The 16,239-nt window shown below is 60.5% G+C and carries 20 protein-coding genes; 19 read left to right on the top strand and 1 reads right to left on the bottom strand.

What is annotated here, in order from left to right; translation table 11 throughout:
* Positions 1 to 12 precede the first annotated feature (12 nt).
* The gene (locus ACGSLL_RS26375; protein WP_394508466.1) at positions 13 to 591 is read right to left on the bottom strand and encodes a Maf family protein; all 579 of its coding nucleotides are present in this window, start codon (positions 589 to 591) and stop codon (positions 13 to 15) included.
* A gap of 105 nt (positions 592 to 696) precedes the next feature.
* Between ACGSLL_RS26375 and ACGSLL_RS26380 the strand changes: the two genes are divergently transcribed.
* The 19 genes from ACGSLL_RS26380 (at position 697) to ACGSLL_RS26470 (ending at position 16,224) form a co-directional block, all read left to right on the top strand.
* On the top strand, positions 697 to 1,224 hold the full coding sequence (locus tag ACGSLL_RS26380; protein WP_003204262.1) for a YceD family protein: 528 nt from the start codon (positions 697 to 699) through the stop codon (positions 1,222 to 1,224).
* A 13-nt stretch (positions 1,225 to 1,237) separates the two neighbouring features.
* On the top strand, positions 1,238 to 1,420 hold the full coding sequence (rpmF, locus tag ACGSLL_RS26385) for a 50S ribosomal protein L32 (protein ID WP_003179396.1): 183 nt from the start codon (positions 1,238 to 1,240) through the stop codon (positions 1,418 to 1,420).
* Positions 1,421 to 1,424: 4 nt separating this feature from the next.
* Positions 1,425 to 2,435 (top strand): phosphate acyltransferase PlsX, encoded by a 1,011-nt coding sequence (gene plsX / locus ACGSLL_RS26390; protein WP_394508467.1) that lies wholly within the window; start codon positions 1,425 to 1,427, stop codon positions 2,433 to 2,435.
* 123 nt (positions 2,436 to 2,558) lie between these two features.
* Positions 2,559 to 3,497, top strand: a complete 939-nt coding sequence (fabD, locus tag ACGSLL_RS26395; RefSeq protein ID WP_394508468.1) for an ACP S-malonyltransferase — start codon at positions 2,559 to 2,561, stop codon at positions 3,495 to 3,497.
* A 16-nt stretch (positions 3,498 to 3,513) separates the two neighbouring features.
* Positions 3,514 to 4,257, top strand: coding sequence for a 3-oxoacyl-ACP reductase FabG (fabG, locus tag ACGSLL_RS26400; protein WP_332767308.1), 744 nt, complete (start codon positions 3,514 to 3,516; stop codon positions 4,255 to 4,257).
* 196 nt (positions 4,258 to 4,453) lie between these two features.
* Positions 4,454 to 4,690, top strand: a complete 237-nt coding sequence (acpP, locus tag ACGSLL_RS26405; protein WP_087265500.1) for an acyl carrier protein — start codon at positions 4,454 to 4,456, stop codon at positions 4,688 to 4,690.
* Positions 4,691 to 4,798: 108 nt separating this feature from the next.
* A complete protein-coding gene (gene fabF, locus ACGSLL_RS26410) occupies positions 4,799 to 6,043 on the top strand; it encodes a beta-ketoacyl-ACP synthase II (protein ID WP_007908259.1) in 1,245 nt (414 codons plus the stop codon).
* Positions 6,043 to 6,858 (top strand): aminodeoxychorismate lyase, encoded by an 816-nt coding sequence (gene pabC, locus ACGSLL_RS26415; protein ID WP_394508469.1) that lies wholly within the window; start codon positions 6,043 to 6,045, stop codon positions 6,856 to 6,858. Before fabF ends, pabC begins: the two co-directional genes overlap by 1 nt.
* A gap of 3 nt (positions 6,859 to 6,861) precedes the next feature.
* Positions 6,862 to 8,034 (top strand): endolytic transglycosylase MltG, encoded by a 1,173-nt coding sequence (gene mltG / locus ACGSLL_RS26420; protein WP_394508470.1) that lies wholly within the window; start codon positions 6,862 to 6,864, stop codon positions 8,032 to 8,034.
* 19 nt (positions 8,035 to 8,053) lie between these two features.
* On the top strand, positions 8,054 to 8,686 hold the full coding sequence (tmk, locus tag ACGSLL_RS26425) for a dTMP kinase (protein ID WP_208940207.1): 633 nt from the start codon (positions 8,054 to 8,056) through the stop codon (positions 8,684 to 8,686).
* Complete coding sequence (locus tag ACGSLL_RS26430) at positions 8,679 to 9,662, top strand: DNA polymerase III subunit delta' (RefSeq protein WP_394508471.1); 984 nt, start codon at positions 8,679 to 8,681, stop codon at positions 9,660 to 9,662. Before tmk ends, ACGSLL_RS26430 begins: the two co-directional genes overlap by 8 nt.
* Positions 9,663 to 9,704: 42 nt before the next feature.
* Positions 9,705 to 10,061: a PilZ domain-containing protein gene (locus ACGSLL_RS26435; protein WP_206415902.1), complete on the top strand. Its 357-nt coding sequence runs from the start codon at positions 9,705 to 9,707 to the stop codon at positions 10,059 to 10,061.
* A 12-nt stretch (positions 10,062 to 10,073) separates the two neighbouring features.
* Complete coding sequence (locus ACGSLL_RS26440; protein ID WP_394508472.1) at positions 10,074 to 10,865, top strand: TatD family hydrolase; 792 nt, start codon at positions 10,074 to 10,076, stop codon at positions 10,863 to 10,865.
* Positions 10,866 to 11,215: 350 nt separating this feature from the next.
* The gene (locus ACGSLL_RS26445) at positions 11,216 to 11,854 is read left to right on the top strand and encodes a TetR/AcrR family transcriptional regulator (RefSeq protein ID WP_016986022.1); all 639 of its coding nucleotides are present in this window, start codon (positions 11,216 to 11,218) and stop codon (positions 11,852 to 11,854) included.
* Between the two features lie 137 nt (positions 11,855 to 11,991).
* A complete protein-coding gene (locus tag ACGSLL_RS26450; protein ID WP_394508473.1) occupies positions 11,992 to 12,960 on the top strand; it encodes a GTP 3',8-cyclase MoaA in 969 nt (322 codons plus the stop codon).
* Between the two features lie 164 nt (positions 12,961 to 13,124).
* On the top strand, positions 13,125 to 13,730 hold the full coding sequence (locus tag ACGSLL_RS26455; RefSeq protein WP_090285180.1) for a DUF4823 domain-containing protein: 606 nt from the start codon (positions 13,125 to 13,127) through the stop codon (positions 13,728 to 13,730).
* Positions 13,731 to 13,745: 15 nt separating this feature from the next.
* Entirely contained in the window at positions 13,746 to 14,306 is a 561-nt protein-coding gene (locus ACGSLL_RS26460) for a DUF1285 domain-containing protein (RefSeq protein ID WP_394508474.1), read from the top strand.
* 193 nt (positions 14,307 to 14,499) lie between these two features.
* Positions 14,500 to 15,216: a FadR/GntR family transcriptional regulator gene (locus ACGSLL_RS26465; RefSeq protein WP_090285176.1), complete on the top strand. Its 717-nt coding sequence runs from the start codon at positions 14,500 to 14,502 to the stop codon at positions 15,214 to 15,216.
* Between the two features lie 132 nt (positions 15,217 to 15,348).
* Positions 15,349 to 16,224, top strand: a complete 876-nt coding sequence (locus ACGSLL_RS26470; protein WP_394508475.1) for an SMP-30/gluconolactonase/LRE family protein — start codon at positions 15,349 to 15,351, stop codon at positions 16,222 to 16,224.
* Positions 16,225 to 16,239 lie beyond the last annotated feature (15 nt).

Genomic DNA, 16,239 nt, shown 5'->3' on the forward strand with positions numbered 1-16,239 from the left:
TTTTTTTCTGGATCAGGGAATCTGTACGCCTTCGGCCAGCAGCATGTCGATCAGGCGAATCAGCGGCAGGCCGATCAGGCTGGTGGCGTCCGGGCCTTCGGTGGACTGGAGCAAGCTGACGCCGAGACCTTCAGCCTTGAAGCTGCCGGCACAGTCGTAAGGCTGTTCGATGCGCAGGTAGCGCTCGATGCGCGCCGGGTCGAGTTGGCGCATGTGTACGGTAAATGGCACGCAGTCGACCTGGCAGTGGCCGGTCTGGCTGTTGAGCAGGGCCACGCCAGTCAGGAAGGTCACGCGGTTGCCGCTGGCGGCGAGCAATTGCTCGCGGGCCTTTTCGAAGGTATGCGGCTTGCCGATGATCTGTTCACTCAGGACGGCGACCTGATCCGAGCCGATGATCAGATGAGCGGGGTGTCTGTCCGCCAAGGCTCGAGCCTTTTCTTCGGCGAGGCGTTTGACCAGCTCGATGGCCGGCTCGCCCGGGCGGTGGCTTTCGTCGATATCGGGCGAGCTGCAGACGAACGGCAGGTGCAGGCGAGCGAGCAATTCGCGTCGATAGGGCGAGCTTGAAGCAAGTAATAAAGGCAGCATGGGCGTCTCCTCAGGCATTTGCGGATTCTAGCGGAGGCACGCAAGTGACGGACAGGGCACAATTTCCTTTGACATGGGTGGGGGCATCCCTATAATGCTGCGCCTATGTTGAATGACCCGATTCCACCTCACGTTGACCCGCGCAAATTGGCTGACCGTGGCACCACCCTTCAAGGTGAACTGCTGCTGGCCGATTTGAAGAGACTCTGCGACCCGCTTTCCGACGATGTCGGTACGGTGCAGGCCAAATTCGTTTTTGAACGAGATGAACGTAAATCTGTGGTGATCCACAGCTTTATCGACACCGAAGTCAAAATGGTTTGCCAGCGTTGTCTTGAGCTGGTCACCCTGCCGATCCACAGCGAATGCAGTTACGCCGTGGTGAAGGAGGGTGCGAATACCCAGTCGTTGCCGAAAGGTTATGACGTGCTGGAACTGGGCGAAGATCCATTGGATCTGCAGTCACTGATCGAGGAGGAGCTTCTGCTCGCCTTGCCCATTGTGCCTGCTCATCATCCGGAAGAATGCCAGCAGCCGGCGGGAGCAGATGAGCCCGAACCGAGCGAGGACGAGGTAACGCGGTCCAACCCGTTCAGTGTATTGGCGCAGTTAAAGCGTGACCCAAACGTTTAGGAGTTAATCAATTATGGCTGTTCAGCAGAACAAAAAATCCCGCTCTGCCCGTGACATGCGCCGTTCGCACGACGCTCTCGAGGCTAGCACCCTGTCTGTAGAAAAAACCACTGGTGAAGTTCACCTGCGTCACCACGTATCGCCAGAAGGCGTATACCGTGGCCGTAAAGTGATCGACAAGGGCGCTGACGAGTAATCACTTGTCCGCTCAAGTCATCGCGATTGACGCAATGGGCGGGGACTTCGGTCCCCGCAGCATTGTTCAGGCCAGCCTTGCTTGCCTGTCTGCTACGCCCTCGCTGCACCTGACCCTCGTCGGTCAACCCTCCCTTCTTGAAGAACTGATCAACGGCCAATCGGCTGTCGATCGCGCGCGCCTGACGATTGTCCCGGCCAGCGAAGTCATCACCATGGACGAAAAACCGACCCAGGCCCTGCGTGGCAAGCCGGACTCGTCGATGCGTGTCGCGCTGGAGTTGTTGCGTGATGGCAAGGTTCAGGCCTGTGTCAGCGCCGGCAATACCGGTGCGTTGATGGCGTTGTCGCGGTTCGTGCTGAAGACCTTGCCGGGCATCGACCGCCCGGCGATGGTGGCCGCGATCCCGACGCAAACTGGCTATTGTCAGTTGCTCGATCTGGGTGCCAATGTCGATTGCAGCGCCGAACATCTGTTGCAGTTCGCCGTCATGGGCTCGGTGGCGGCGCAGACGCTGGGTATTCATCGTCCGCGCGTGGCCTTGCTGAACATCGGTACCGAAGATATCAAGGGCAATCAGCAGGTCAAGTTGGCCGCGACGCTGTTACAGGCGGCGCGTGGCATCAACTACATCGGCTTCATCGAAGGTGACGGCTTGTACCGTGGCGAGGCGGATGTGGTGGTGTGCGACGGTTTCGTCGGCAACATTCTGCTCAAATCCAGCGAAGGCCTGGCGACAATGATCGCCGCGCGCATCGAAGCGTTGTTCAAAAAGAATCTTGCCTCGCGGGCGGTGGGAGCGCTGGCGCTGCCGCTGATGAGGCGCTTGCAGGCCGATCTGGCGCCGGCGCGACATAACGGCGCAAGCTTTCTCGGCTTGCAGGGCATTGTGGTAAAGAGTCACGGATCGGCCGGCGTTCAGGGCTTTCAGAGCGCGATTTCCCGCGCGCTGATCGAGATCCAGGAGAACTTGCCGGAGCGTCTCCACGGTCGTCTGGAGGACCTGTTGTCTTAGGCGTTTTCGTCGGACAATGCTTAAATGTGACCGCCCGGTTCAAAGGGCCATCCAAACTGTCAGTTTCTGGCGTCCCGAGCGGGGCGTTATTTTCCGACGACAAGATCATTAGGGGCTTGTTACATGTCTGCTTCCCTCGCATTCGTCTTTCCAGGACAGGGTTCGCAGTCCCTCGGCATGCTGGCCGAGCTGGGCGCGCAACATCCGCTGATCCTCGAAACCTTTCAAGAAGCCTCTGCTGCGCTGGGCTATGACCTGTGGGCGTTGACCCAGCAGGGCCCGGAAGAGCTGCTCAATCAAACTGACAAGACCCAACCGGCCATTCTGACCACCTCGATCGCCTTGTGGCGCCTGTGGCTGGCGGAAGGTGGCGCACGTCCGGCATTCGTTGCCGGCCACAGCCTGGGTGAATACAGCGCGCTGGTCGCTGCCGGCAGCCTGACTCTGGCTGATGCGGTCAAGCTCGTTGAGCGCCGCGGTCAGTTGATGCAGGAAGCGGTTCCGGCCGGGCAGGGCGGCATGGCTGCCATCCTCGGTCTGGAAGATGCTGACGTGCTGGCCGCCTGCGCCGAAGCGGCGCAAGGCGAGGTAGTCAGCGCAGTCAACTTCAACTCGCCGGGCCAGGTCGTGATTGCCGGTGCCAAGGCTGCCGTCGAACGTGCCATCGAAGGCTGCAAGGCCCGTGGCGCCAAGCGCGCGATGCCGCTACCGGTGAGCGTGCCGTCGCACTGCGAACTGATGCGTCCGGCTGCCGAGCGCTTTGCCGAAGCCGTCGCCGCCATCGACTGGCAGGCGCCACAGATCCCGGTCGTGCAGAACGTCAGTGCGCAAGTGCCGGCCGACCTGGAAACCCTCAAGCGTGATCTGCTCGAACAGCTCTACAAGCCAGTGCGCTGGGTCGAGTCGGTGCAGACGCTGGCCGCCAAGGGCGCAACCAATCTGGTCGAATGCGGTCCGGGCAAAGTCCTGGCCGGCCTGAACAAGCGCTGCGCCGAAGGCGTGGCGACTTCCAACCTCAATACCCCAGATGCCTTCGCTGCCGCACGCGCAGCGCAGGCCTGAATCAGGAGAAACTTGCATGAGTCTGCAAGGTAAAGTTGCACTGGTCACCGGTGCAAGCCGCGGTATCGGTCAGGCCATCGCGCTGGAACTGGGTCGGCAGGGCGCTATCGTTGTCGGCACCGCGACCTCCGCGTCGGGCGCCGAGCGCATCGCCGCAACCCTGAAGGAGCACGGTATCCAGGGCACGGGTTTCGAACTCAACGTCACCAGCGACGAATCGGTCAGCGCGGTACTGGCGGGCATTCAGGAGCAGTTCGGTGCACCGGTGGCGATTCTGGTCAATAATGCCGGCATCACCCGCGATAACCTGATGATGCGCATGAAAGACGATGAATGGTACGACGTGATCGATACCAACCTGAACAGTCTGTATCGCCTGTCCAAGGGCGTTTTGCGTGGCATGACCAAGGCGCGTTGGGGTCGAATTATCAGTATTGGCTCGGTGGTGGGTGCCATGGGCAACGCCGGCCAAGTAAACTATGCAGCCGCCAAGGCCGGTCTGGAAGGTTTCAGCCGGGCGATGGCGCGTGAAGTCGGTTCGCGTTCGATTACGGTCAATTCGGTAACCCCAGGGTTCATCGACACCGATATGACCCGCGAGCTGCCTGAAGCACAGCGTGAAGCCTTGCAGACGCAGATTCCGCTGGGTCGTCTGGGGCAAGCTCAAGAGATCGCGTCCGTGGTCGCTTTTCTTGCATCCGACGGTGCGGCATACGTTACCGGGGCTACAATCCCGGTGAACGGTGGGATGTACATGTAAGTAAAATGTGACGGATTGCTTCAAAAAAATGTCATACGAGCTGTCTAAAATCCGTTATAAAGCTGCAATCTATTTATAGGCAGAGGGTCGCAGGGTTTGAGGAGTGAAGCTTTCAGTTGAAAAACTGAAAAGTCTTTCTATACACTTACCCACTGGCCAGCTGCCTGAATTTGTCCATTAGGAGTGAAAACAAGGTATGAGCACCATCGAAGAGCGCGTCAAGAAAATCGTTGCCGAGCAACTGGGTGTCAAATCGGAAGAAGTAGTAAACACCGCTTCCTTCGTTGAAGACCTGGGTGCCGACTCCCTTGACACCGTTGAGCTGGTGATGGCTCTGGAAGAGGAATTCGAGACCGAAATCCCTGACGAAGAAGCTGAAAAGATCACTACTGTACAAGCTGCAATCGACTACGTTACCGCCCACCAGGCGTAATCGTTTTTAGTCGTCGCTAGCTGTCATGGAAAAACCGCACTGCCATTACGGCGTGCGGTTTTTTCTTTAGGCCTGATGCAAAGTCGTCATTCGAAAAAGGAGAGTGCTGTGTCGCGTAGACGCGTCGTAGTCACCGGTATGGGTATGTTGTCGCCACTGGGCACGGATGTGCCGAGCAGTTGGCAGGGCATTCTGGCTGGCCGCAGTGGCATTGGTCTGATCGAACACACCGACCTTTCTGCCTATTCCACCCGTTTCGGCGGCTCGGTCAAAGGCTTCAATGTCGAGGAATACCTGTCGGTCAAGGAAGCGCGCAAGCTCGACCTGTTCATTCAGTACGGCCTCGCCGCAGGCTTTCAAGCCGTGCGCAACGCCGGGCTTGAAGTCACTGACGCCAACCGTGAGCGCATCGGCGTTGCCATGGGTTCGGGGATCGGCGGTCTGACCAACATCGAAGAAACCAGCCGTACCCTGCATGAGACCGGCCCACGACGGATTTCGCCGTTCTTCGTGCCAGGCTCGATCATCAATATGATTTCCGGTTTCCTGTCCATCCATCTGGGCGCACAGGGACCTAATTACGCCATCGCCACTGCATGCACCACCGGTACGCACTGCATCGGCATGGCGGCGCGCAACATCATGTACGACGAAGCCGACGTGATGATTGCCGGCGGTGCCGAAATGGCCGCATGTGGTCTGGGCATGGGCGGCTTCGGCGCGTCCCGTGCGCTGTCGACCCGCAACGACGAACCGACCCGTGCCAGCCGTCCGTGGGACAAGGGCCGTGATGGTTTCGTGCTGTCCGACGGTGCCGGTGCGCTGGTGCTCGAAGAGCTGGAGCACGCCAAGGCGCGTGGCGCGACCATCTACGCCGAGCTGATCGGTTTCGGCACCAGCGGCGATGCCTTCCACATGACGTCGCCACCGGCCGATGGCGCGGGTGCTGCGCGCTGCATCACCAATGCGCTGCGCGACGCGAAGATCAATGTCGATCAGGTGCAATACATCAACGCCCACGGCACCTCGACCCCGGCCGGCGACCTTGCCGAAGCCAATGCGATCAAGTCGGTGTTCGGTGATCACGCCTACAAGCTGGCGGTCAGCTCTACCAAGTCGATGACCGGTCACCTGTTGGGCGCAGCGGGCGCGGTCGAGGCGATCTTCAGCGTACTGGCAATCAACAGCCAGGTGGCACCGCCGACCATCAACCTCGATGAGCCGGACGAAGGCTGCGACCTTGATTTCGTGCCGCACACGGCGCGCAACATGGACATCGATGTGGTGCTGTCGAACTCCTTCGGTTTTGGCGGCACCAACGGCACTCTGGCGTTCCGCCGGTTCGCAGGCTGATGGACTGCTGGGTCGACGGTCAACCGGCTGACAGTCTGTCGCTGAAAGATCGCGGCCTGGCTTACGGCGATGGTCTGTTCGAAACCATCGCCGTGCGTGGTGGCCAGCCGATCCTGCTGGATCGGCACCTGGCGCGTCTGGCCGAGGGCTGTACGCGTCTTGCCATCGTCGCTGATATCGAACTGATCGGCGACGAGCTGCTGCGCTATGCGGCAGCAATGGGTGAGGGCGTGCTCAAACTCATCCTCACGCGTGGCGACGGTCAGCGTGGTTATGCGCCGGATCCGACGGCACCAGGCCGACGCATTCTGCAAGGCAATCCTCCTGCCGCTTATCCCGCTGCCCACGCCGAGCAAGGCATACGGCTGTTTCCGTGCACCACGCGTTTGTCCAGGCAGCCGTTGCTGGCCGGGCTCAAACACCTCAATCGACTCGAACAGGTACTCGCTCGCGCCGAATGGCAGGACGGCGAGCACGCCGAAGGCTTGATGCTCGACCGGACCGGACGCGTCATTGAAGGTGTGTTCAGCAATCTGTTCATCGTGCGCGACGGCGTGTTGATGACTCCGGATTTGCAACGCTGCGGCGTCGCCGGTGTGATGCGTGCAGAAATTTTGTTTCAGGCCGAGTCTTTGGCCATCCCCAGCCAAATCACTGATATCCGCCTGGAGCAGCTGCAATGGGCCGATGAAGTGTTTGTCTGCAACAGCGTGTATGGCGTGTGGCCGGTACGCGCCTACGCTGCACTGAGCTGGCCGGTTGGCCCGCTCACCCGTAAACTGCAAACCCTTGCCCGCGCCCTATTGGATGCCTGATTTGTGAGACGTAAACTTTTGCTGCTGCTGGAAACCGGACTGGTTCTGGCAGGGCTGCTGTTGGGCGCCAGCGCCTGGAAGATTCACAGCGCGCTGGAACAGCCTCTGAACATCACCCAGGAAGAACTGCTGGATGTGCCGAAAGGCTCGACGCCGACCCGGACTTTCCTTTCCCTCGAAACCGATGGCGTCATCAAGGACGCGTTCTGGCTTCGCGTGTATTGGCGCTTCAACCTCGCCGGCACACCCATCCACAGCGGCGAATACCGCATGCAGCCGGGCATGACCGTCAACGGTCTGATCGACTCGTGGAAGCGCGGCGATGTGGTGCAATACAGCCTGACGCTGGTCGAGGGCTGGAACTTCCATCAAGTGCGCGCTGCGCTGGCCAAGGATGAAAAGCTCGAGCAGACCCTGAACGGTTTGAGCGACAGCGACGTCATGGCGAAGATCGGTCATAAAGGCTTGTTCCCGGAAGGGCGCTTCTTCCCCGACACTTACCGCTTTGTGCGCGGCATGTCCGATGCCGAGCTGCTGAAAAAGGCCTTTGATCGCCTCGACGAAGTGCTGGCGAAGGAGTGGGAAAAGCGCTCGGCCGATGTGCCTTACAAAGAGCCGTATCAGGCGCTGATCATGGCTTCGCTGGTCGAAAAGGAAACCGGCGTACCGCAGGAGCGCGGGCAGATTGCCGGGGTCTTCGTGCGACGCCTGGCGCTGGGCATGCAACTGCAGACCGACCCGACGGTGATTTACGGCCTGGGCGATCGTTACACCGGTAAGCTGACCCGCGCGCACCTGAAAGAACCGACGCCGTACAACACCTATGTGATTCCTGGCCTGCCGCCAACGCCGATCGCGATGGTCGGGCGTGAAGCGATTCACGCTGCGCTGAATCCGGTGGAGGGCACCAGCCTGTATTTCGTCGCCCGTGGTGACGGCAGCCACGTGTTCTCCGATGATCTGGATGCGCACAACAATGCGGTGCGCGAGTATCAGCTCAAGCGCCGTGCCGATTACCGCTCCAGCCCCGCACCGGCGACAGCGCCGGAAACCCCGGCAGCCGAGGACGCGATACCGCCAGCCTCGCCCAATCCCGCGCCGGAAACACTGCCACAGGTTGCGCCGCAGGAGCCTGCGCCGGCACCAGACGCCGCTGCCCCCGAAAACGCGCAATGACTTTGATTAAGGACTGCCTGTGACTGGCTTGTTTATTACCCTCGAAGGCCCGGAAGGCGCCGGCAAAAGCACCAACCGCGAATACCTCGCCGAGCGCTTGCGCGCCGCCGGTATCGAAGTTGTGCTGACCCGTGAGCCGGGTGGCACGCCACTGGCCGAGCGGATTCGCGATGTGCTGCTGGCCCCGGCCGACGAAGTCATGAACCCCGATACCGAGCTGTTGCTGGTTTTTGCTGCGCGTGCTCAGCATCTGGCCGAGGTGATCCGTCCGGCGTTGGCCCGTGGCGCCGTGGTCCTGTGCGACCGTTTCACCGACTCCACCTACGCCTATCAGGGCGGTGGTCGCGGTCTGTCGCTGGAACGCATCGCCACGCTGGAAAGCTTCGTGCAGGGCGATTTGCGTCCGGACCTGACGCTGATTTTCGATCTGCCGGTGGAAATCGGTCTGGCGCGCGCCAGCGCGCGCGGCCGGCTGGATCGTTTCGAGCTCGAAGGGCGGGCCTTTTTCGAAGCGGTGCGCAGTGCATTCCTCAAGCGTGCCGAAGCCGATCCTGCGCGCTATGTGCGGATCGACGCCGGTCAGCCGTTGGCCAAGGTGCAACAATCGCTGGATACCCTGATACCTAATCTGGTGGAGCTGAGCCGTGGCTGAGGCCTATCCGTGGCAAGACAGCCTCTGGCAGCAACTGGCCGGGCGAAGCCAGCACGCCCACGCGTATCTGCTGCACGGCCCGGCCGGTATCGGCAAGCGCGCCTTGGCCGAGCGCCTGATGGCCAGCCTGCTGTGTCAGCGTCCGACCCCGGATGCCTGCGGCGAGTGCAAATCCTGCCTGCTGCTCAAGGCCGGCAGCCACCCGGACAATTACATTCTCGAACCGGAAGAAGCCGACAAGGCCATCAAGGTCGATCAGGTGCGCGATCTGGTCAGTTTCGTCGTCCAGACCGCGCAACTAGGCGGGCGCAAAGTGGTGCTGATTGAGCCGGTCGAGTCGATGAACATCAACGCCGCCAACGCCTTGCTGAAAAGCCTTGAAGAGCCGTCCGGCGATACCGTGTTGCTGCTGGTCAGCCACCAGACCAGCCGTTTGCTGCCGACGATCAAGAGCCGTTGCGTGCAGCAGGCCTGTCCGCTGCCGGGAGAGGCGATGAGTCTGCAATGGCTGGCGCAAGCTTTGCCGGAGTGTTCCGAAGACGAGCGTGTCGAACTGCTGACGTTGGCGGCCGGTTCGCCGTTGATGGCGGTCAGCCTGCAAGCTCAAGGCGTACGCGAGCAGCGTGCGCAGGTAGTTGAAGGCGTGAAAAAGCTGCTCAAGGGCCAGCAATCGCCGACGCAATTGGCTGAAGAATGGAAAAACATTCCGATGCTGCGCCTGTTCGACTGGTTCTGCGACTGGTCGAGCCTGATCCTGCGCTATCAGCTGACTCAGGACGAGGCTGGCCTCGGTCTGCCTGACATGCGCAAGGTCGTGCAGTACCTGGCGCAGAAAAGTGCACAAGGCAAAGTTCTCGATATTCAGGACTGGATTCTCGCCCAGCGGCAGAAGGTGTTGAGCAAGGCCAACCTCAATCCTGCGTTGCTGCTCGAAGCTTTATTGGTGCAATGGGCGGGATTGCCTGGTCAAAGATAGAAATGTGTACCTAGACTCTGAACATCAGCAGTGGAGGTGAACATGCTTGAACCGATCAGCCCCGGCCCGCGCAACGGCATCCTGTCCCTGACGATCAAGGACAAATCCGTGCTGTATGCCGCCTATATGCCATTCATCAAGAACGGTGGCTTGTTCATCCCGACCAACAAGAGCTACCGGTTGGGCGATGAGGTGTTCATGCTGCTCAATCTGATGGACGAGGCGGAGAAGATCCCGGTTGCCGGCAAGGTCGCCTGGATCACTCCCAAAGGGGCGCAGGGCAATCGTGCCGCCGGTGTCGGCGTGCAGTTCAACGATGGCGACAACACTGCGCGCAGTCGCATCGAAACCCATCTGGCCGGAGCGTTGAAGTCCGACCGTCCCACCCACACGATGTAAGTTGCCGTTTTTATGCTCGTAGATTCCCATTGTCACCTCGATCGCCTTGACCTCGCCGCCCATGATGGCTCGCTGGATGCTGCGTTGAATGCGGCTCGCGGGCGCGGCGTCGGGCATTTTCTGTGCATTGGCGTCAGCGCCGACAACGCCGCCGACGTCAAAGCCCTCGCCGAGCGCTACAGCGATGTCGATTGCTCGGTCGGCGTGCACCCGCTCGACGTCCAGCCCGGCGCGGCGCCAGCGCTCGACTGGCTGCTGCACGAGCTCGATCACCCGAAAGTGGTGGCAATCGGCGAAACCGGTCTCGACTACCACTACGAACCGGAAGCCGCCGAGCTGCAGCAGGCGTCCTTCCGCCTGCACTTGCAGGCCGCGCAACAGACCGGCAAACCGGTGATCATCCACACCCGCGGCGCCCGTGCCGACACGCTCGAGCTGCTGCGTGAAGCCGCATTGCCCCAGGCCGGTGTGCTGCACTGTTTCACCGAAGACTGGGAAATGGCCAAAGCCGCGCTGGACATGGGCTATTACATTTCCCTCTCCGGCATCGTCACCTTTCGCAATGCCGATGCGTTGCGCGATGTCGCCAGCAAAGTGCCGGCTGATCGGCTATTGGTGGAAACCGATTCGCCGTATCTGGCGCCGATCCCTTATCGCGGCAAGCCCAACCTGCCGCAGTATGTGCGCGAGGTGGCGGAGTTTCTGGCAATGCTGCGCGGCGAGAACTACGAGCGCTTTGCCGAGCAGACCACCGAGAACTTCAAGCGCCTGTTCCCCTTGGCGAGTGTCAGATCTGCCCTTTAGCGGCTGGCCAAATCGCAGGCAAAAAAAACCCGGGTTCTGGGGGGTGAATCCGGGTTAAGACCATTAGGAGTAAAACAAAGGCACGCGGTCCCTTGGTACCTTTACCGGCGCGACACTTGGGGGAGATGTCGCCCGACAGTTCAAGTATTGATCAGTCTGGCGCGCAGTCCAGTGAGCCGGTCAGGGTTTTTAAACAAATTTGGAATACGTTTGCTTCAGTTGAGTTCTCATTGCCCCTGAAACGTTCTCAAAATGAACGGCAAACACAGATATGGTCGATGATCCGTGCATTCTTGCGCAAGTTAGGCATAATACGCGGCTTCGTATTTTGACCCTTCAGACCTTTTCTTATGCACAAAGAACCTCGTAAGGTCCGTGAGTTTCGTCGCCGCGAGCAGGAAATTCTCGATACCGCGCTCAAGCTGTTCCTCGACCAGGGTGAAGACAGTGTCACCGTCGAGATGATTGCGGATGCCGTGGGTATCGGCAAAGGCACGATCTACAAGCACTTCAAATCCAAGGCCGAGATCTATCTGCGCCTGATGCTCGATTACGAGCGCGATTTGAACGAGCTGCTGCATTCGGCTGACGTCGACAAGGACAAGGAAGCGCTGTCGCGCGCCTACTTCGAATTCCGCATGCGTGACCCGCAGCGCTATCGCCTGTTCGACCGCCTCGAGGAGAAGGTCGTCAAAGGCAATCAGGTCCCGGAAATGGTCGAGGAGCTGCACAAGATCCGTGCCTCGAACTTCGAACGCCTGACCCTGCTGATCAAGGGCCGCATCAGCGAAGGCAAGCTTGAAGACGTGCCGCCGTACTTCCATTACTGCGCCGCCTGGGCGCTGGTGCACGGCGCAGTCGCGCTGTACCACTCGCCGTTCTGGAGCAATGTGCTGGAAGATCAGGAAGGCTTCTTCCAGTTCCTGATGGACATTGGCGTGCGCATGGGCAACAAGCGCAAGCGTGACCCGGAAACGCCAAGCAGCTGAGCCATTCAGCCGGCTTATCGCGCCGTGATTTCGCTACAGGTCGCAATACCGCAGGAATATACTCAGGCATAGGGCTTGCTAAAACTTGAATTCTGAGTCAAGTTTTAGCCGCTCGATTTTCCATCGCCGGAGTGATCATGATCGTTGACCGTCAAGGCAGGCGTTTTCGCAATTTGCGCATCAGCCTGACTTCCGCCTGCAATTACGCCTGTACCTACTGCGTGCCCAACGGCAAGCGGCTGGTGGCGGCGCAGGATGAGCTGTCGGCCGAAGCCATGGCCCGCGGCGTGGCGTATCTGATCGAAGCGGCCGGCATCGAGCGCTTGCGCATCACCGGCGGCGAGCCGCTGGTCAGCCCCAAACTCGAATCGTTCATGAGCGCCGTCGGCAAGATGGGCCTGGACGATATCAGTCTGACCACCAACGGCCAGCTCCTGACGAAAAAACTCCCCTTGCTCGTCGATGCCGGCCTGCGCCGCATCAACGTCTCCCTCGATACCCTTGATCCGGCGGCGTTCCGCACCATCGCCCGTGGCGGTGATCTGGCCAGCGTACTCGACGGCATGCAGCAGGCCGCCGCGGCGGGCATGAAGATCAAGGTCAACATGGTGCCGTTGCGCGGACAGAACCTCGATCAGGTGATGCCACTGCTCGATTACTGCCTCGAACGTGGGTTCGAACTGCGCTTCATCGAGCTGATGCGCATGGGCCATCTGGCCAAGGATTCCAATGCGTTCCTGCAGCAGTTCGTCAGTCTCGAGCAACTGCTCAGCCTGATCGGCGAGCGCTACGAATATGCGCAGACCGACGCGCCGATCGATGCCACGGCGGTTCGTTATGCGATTCCCGGCCTGGGTAACTTCGGCGTGATTGCCAATGAAAGCGTACCGTTCTGCCGGACCTGCTCGCGCCTGCGCCTGTCTTCGACCGGTTGGCTGCATGGCTGCCTGTCGTCGAGCAACCGCCACTATGTCGGTGATCTTCTCGACAAGCCGCGCCATGAGGCACTGCCGGCGTTGCAGCGTTTGCTGATCAAGGCGCTGGGAGACAAGCAGGAGGTGGCGTTTTCCGGTGGTGCGACAGTCATGAAGATTATCGGCGGCTAAAGAACCGCCTTCGCGAGCAGGCTCGCTCCCACCGTGGAATGCATTCCAGGGTGGGAGCGAGCCTGCTCGCGAAGGCCTCTGGCGCTGAATTTCCAGAGCTGGCGCAAAAGCTGCATTCAACGGCCATTCGCCGGTTTTCCGTCACCGGCTTCTGGAGGAATAGGATGCGTAGCCTGGTTTTGCTGCTGGCCGTTTTGGCGCTTGGCGGCTGTATGACTGTCAGCGATATGGCCGAAGGCACTCGCTACCAGATGAGTGATGCCGGTTTGCTGGACCACAGCGACAGCCGTCGGGTGAACAATTTCCGCATTCAGCCGGACTCGTTCATCTACATCGCTCAGGGCGCTTTTGCGCCGCCGGGCGGGTCCTACCCGCGACCGAACGTAGTCGCCGAAGAAGCCTTCAAGGGTTTTGTCGAATACTTCCCGATGGTCCGCCGCGCCCGGGCTCCCGAAGGCCTCGACCAGGCCATGGGCGAGGCTCGCGATGCCGGTGCGCATTACTTGCTGTACACGCGTTTCGCCAAGGCTGATGACCGCATCGGCAACTCCGATGAGTGGCTCGATCAGGAAGCGGTCGACCGCCTCGGTATCGACGGCGGGGTGATTCAGATCATGTTGATCGAGACCAGCACCCAGTATTTGATTGATACTGCACGGATCAAAAGTCGTGGCGGTTTACTGACGTTCCACGACAACAAGCCTGAAGACCTGATCGGCCCGCCACTGGCGCAATACGCGCGCAGCTTGCTGGGGATCGGCAACCAATAACCGAAGGAGGACGCCATGAGTGGCCCGCAAAAAGCCAATGACCTGTTGGGACAGATCCCCAAAACCAAAGGCCTGCCGCCGGTGCACTTGTGGAACCCGGACTTCTGCGGCGACATCGACATGCGCATCGCCCGCGACGGCACCTGGTATTACCTGGGCACGCCGATCGGGCGCAAGCCGATGGTCAAGCTGTTCTCGACGATCATCCGCCGCGACGGCGATGATTATTTCCTGATCACCCCGGTCGAGAAGGTCGGCATCAAGGTCGACGACGCGCCGTTCGTGGCGATCGCCGTTGAGGTGGAAGGCAAGGGCGAAGCGCAAGTGCTGCGCTTCACCACCAACGTCGATGAAACCACCGAGGCCGGGCAGGAGCATCCGCTGCGTGTGGAGATCGATCCGACGACGCAGGAGCCGGCGCCCTACGTGCATGTGCGCACTAATCTTGAAGCGCTGATCCACCGCAACGTGTTCTACGAGTTGGTGGAGCTGGCCGTCAGCCGCGAAATCGATGGCCAGCGCTGGCTGGGCGTGTGGAGCGGAGGCGAGTTCTTCCGCATTGGCCTCGAACCCTAGAACTAGACCCCTGTGGGAGCGAGCCTGCTCGCGAAAGCGGTGCATCAGTCACTTTCAATGTTGACTGAAATACCGCTTTCGCGAGCAGGCTCGCTCCCACATTGGGTTTTTGGTATGCCTGAAAAAATCCCGTTGACTGTTATTCGTATGATGATTAGCGTAAGCACCCATCGCGAACCGCTTTGAGGTGTTCATGTCCAGCAGCTTTCATGCGTCAACCGTTGACTGGCTGGGCAGCTGGATTGCTGCGGGTCAGGTGCGGCCGGGGCAGACCATCAAGGTCGAGGCGGATCTGGGCGAACAGCTCGGGGTCAGCCGCACGGTGATTCGCGAAGCGATCAAAACCCTGGTCGCCAAAGGCATGCTCGAAGTCGGGCCAAAAGTCGGCACGCGGGTCTTGCCGGTGCGGCGCTGGAACCTGTTCGATCCGCAAGTGGTCGGCTGGCTGTCGCGCAACGGTTTGCCGGAGAACTTCGTCGACGACCTGCTCGATCTGCGCCGCACCATCGAACCGATGGCCGTGCGCTGGGCCTGCGAACGCGCAACCCCGGAACAGATCGAGGCGGTGAAACTGGCCTATCACGCGCTCGAACGCGCGGTGGACAGTGGTATCGATTACAACCGCGCCGACCAGGCCTTTCACGAATGCATTCTCGCTGCCAGCCACAATCAATTTATTGAACAGATGGTCCCGGCCCTCGGCGCGCTGCTCGCGGTGTCGTTCGAAGTGTCGGCCGCCGACCCGGATGAACTGCGCCGCACATTGCCGATCCACAAGGACATGGCCGACGCCATCGCCGCCCGCGATTCAACGCGCGGGGTATGGGCGTGCATGACCCTGATCGACAACGCAGACTTGGCGATAAAACGCTTTTACCCGAAGGTCATGGCCGATAAAAAAGCCAGCTAACGCAAAAATCCCCTGTGGGAGCGAGCCTGCTCGCGAAAGCGGTGTATCAGGCAACTGGTGCATCGACTGACACGACGCTTTCGCGAGCAGGCGCGCACCCACATAGAAAACAACAAGATCAAAGGAGTTGAAATGCAGTGGACCGCCCTGACCGAACACCGCGCCCAGCTCGGTGAAGGTCCTTTCTGGGACGCGCCGACCCAGGCGCTGTACTGGGTCGATATCGCCGGCAAACAGGCGCTGCGTCTGATTGGCCAGAACGTGCAGATCTGGCAGATGCCCGAGCATGTGTCCGCGTTCATTCCGTGCAGCAGCGGCGATGCGCTGGTGACCTTGAGCAGCGGCGTCTATCGCCTCGATCTTGATTCGCCGGGCCTCGAACCGCGGCTGACGCTGTTCTGCGTCGCCGACCCGCAACCCGGCAACCGGCCCAACGAGGCGCGCTGCGATGCGCAAGGCCGGTTGTGGCTCGGCACCATGCAGAACAACATTGGCGAACAGGGTGAAGACCTGCCGATCGTGCGCCGCTCCGGCGGGCTGTTCCGGGTCGATCCGGATCAACGCGTCACACCGTTGCTGCTCAATCTGGGCATCCCCAACACCCTGCTGTGGAGTGACGACGGCACCAAGCTGCTGTTCGGCGACAGCCTCGACAGCACGCTCAATCAATATTTCATCCGCACCGACGGTAGTCTCGACGCCGCGCAGGTTTTTTATAAATCCGAACAGCACGGCGGCCCGGACGGCTCGGCGATGGACGCCGAAGGTTATGTATGGAATGCGCGCTGGGACGGCAGTTGTCTGCTGCGCCTGACGCCCGATGGCGTTGTGGACCGCAAGATCGACCTGCCGATCAGCCGTCCGACCAGTTGCGTATTCGGCGGCGCCGACCTGAAAACCCTGTACATCACCAGTGCCCAGAGCCCGCATAACCATCCGCTGGATGGCGCGGTGGTGTCGATGCGTGTCGATGTCGCAGGAAAACTCTGTACGCGTTTTGCCGGTTAAGTCTCATAATGTGGG

Origin of the sequence: Pseudomonas retamae (genome assembly GCF_043496865.1) — a bacterium.
Lineage (GTDB): Bacteria > Pseudomonadota > Gammaproteobacteria > Pseudomonadales > Pseudomonadaceae > Aquipseudomonas > Aquipseudomonas retamae.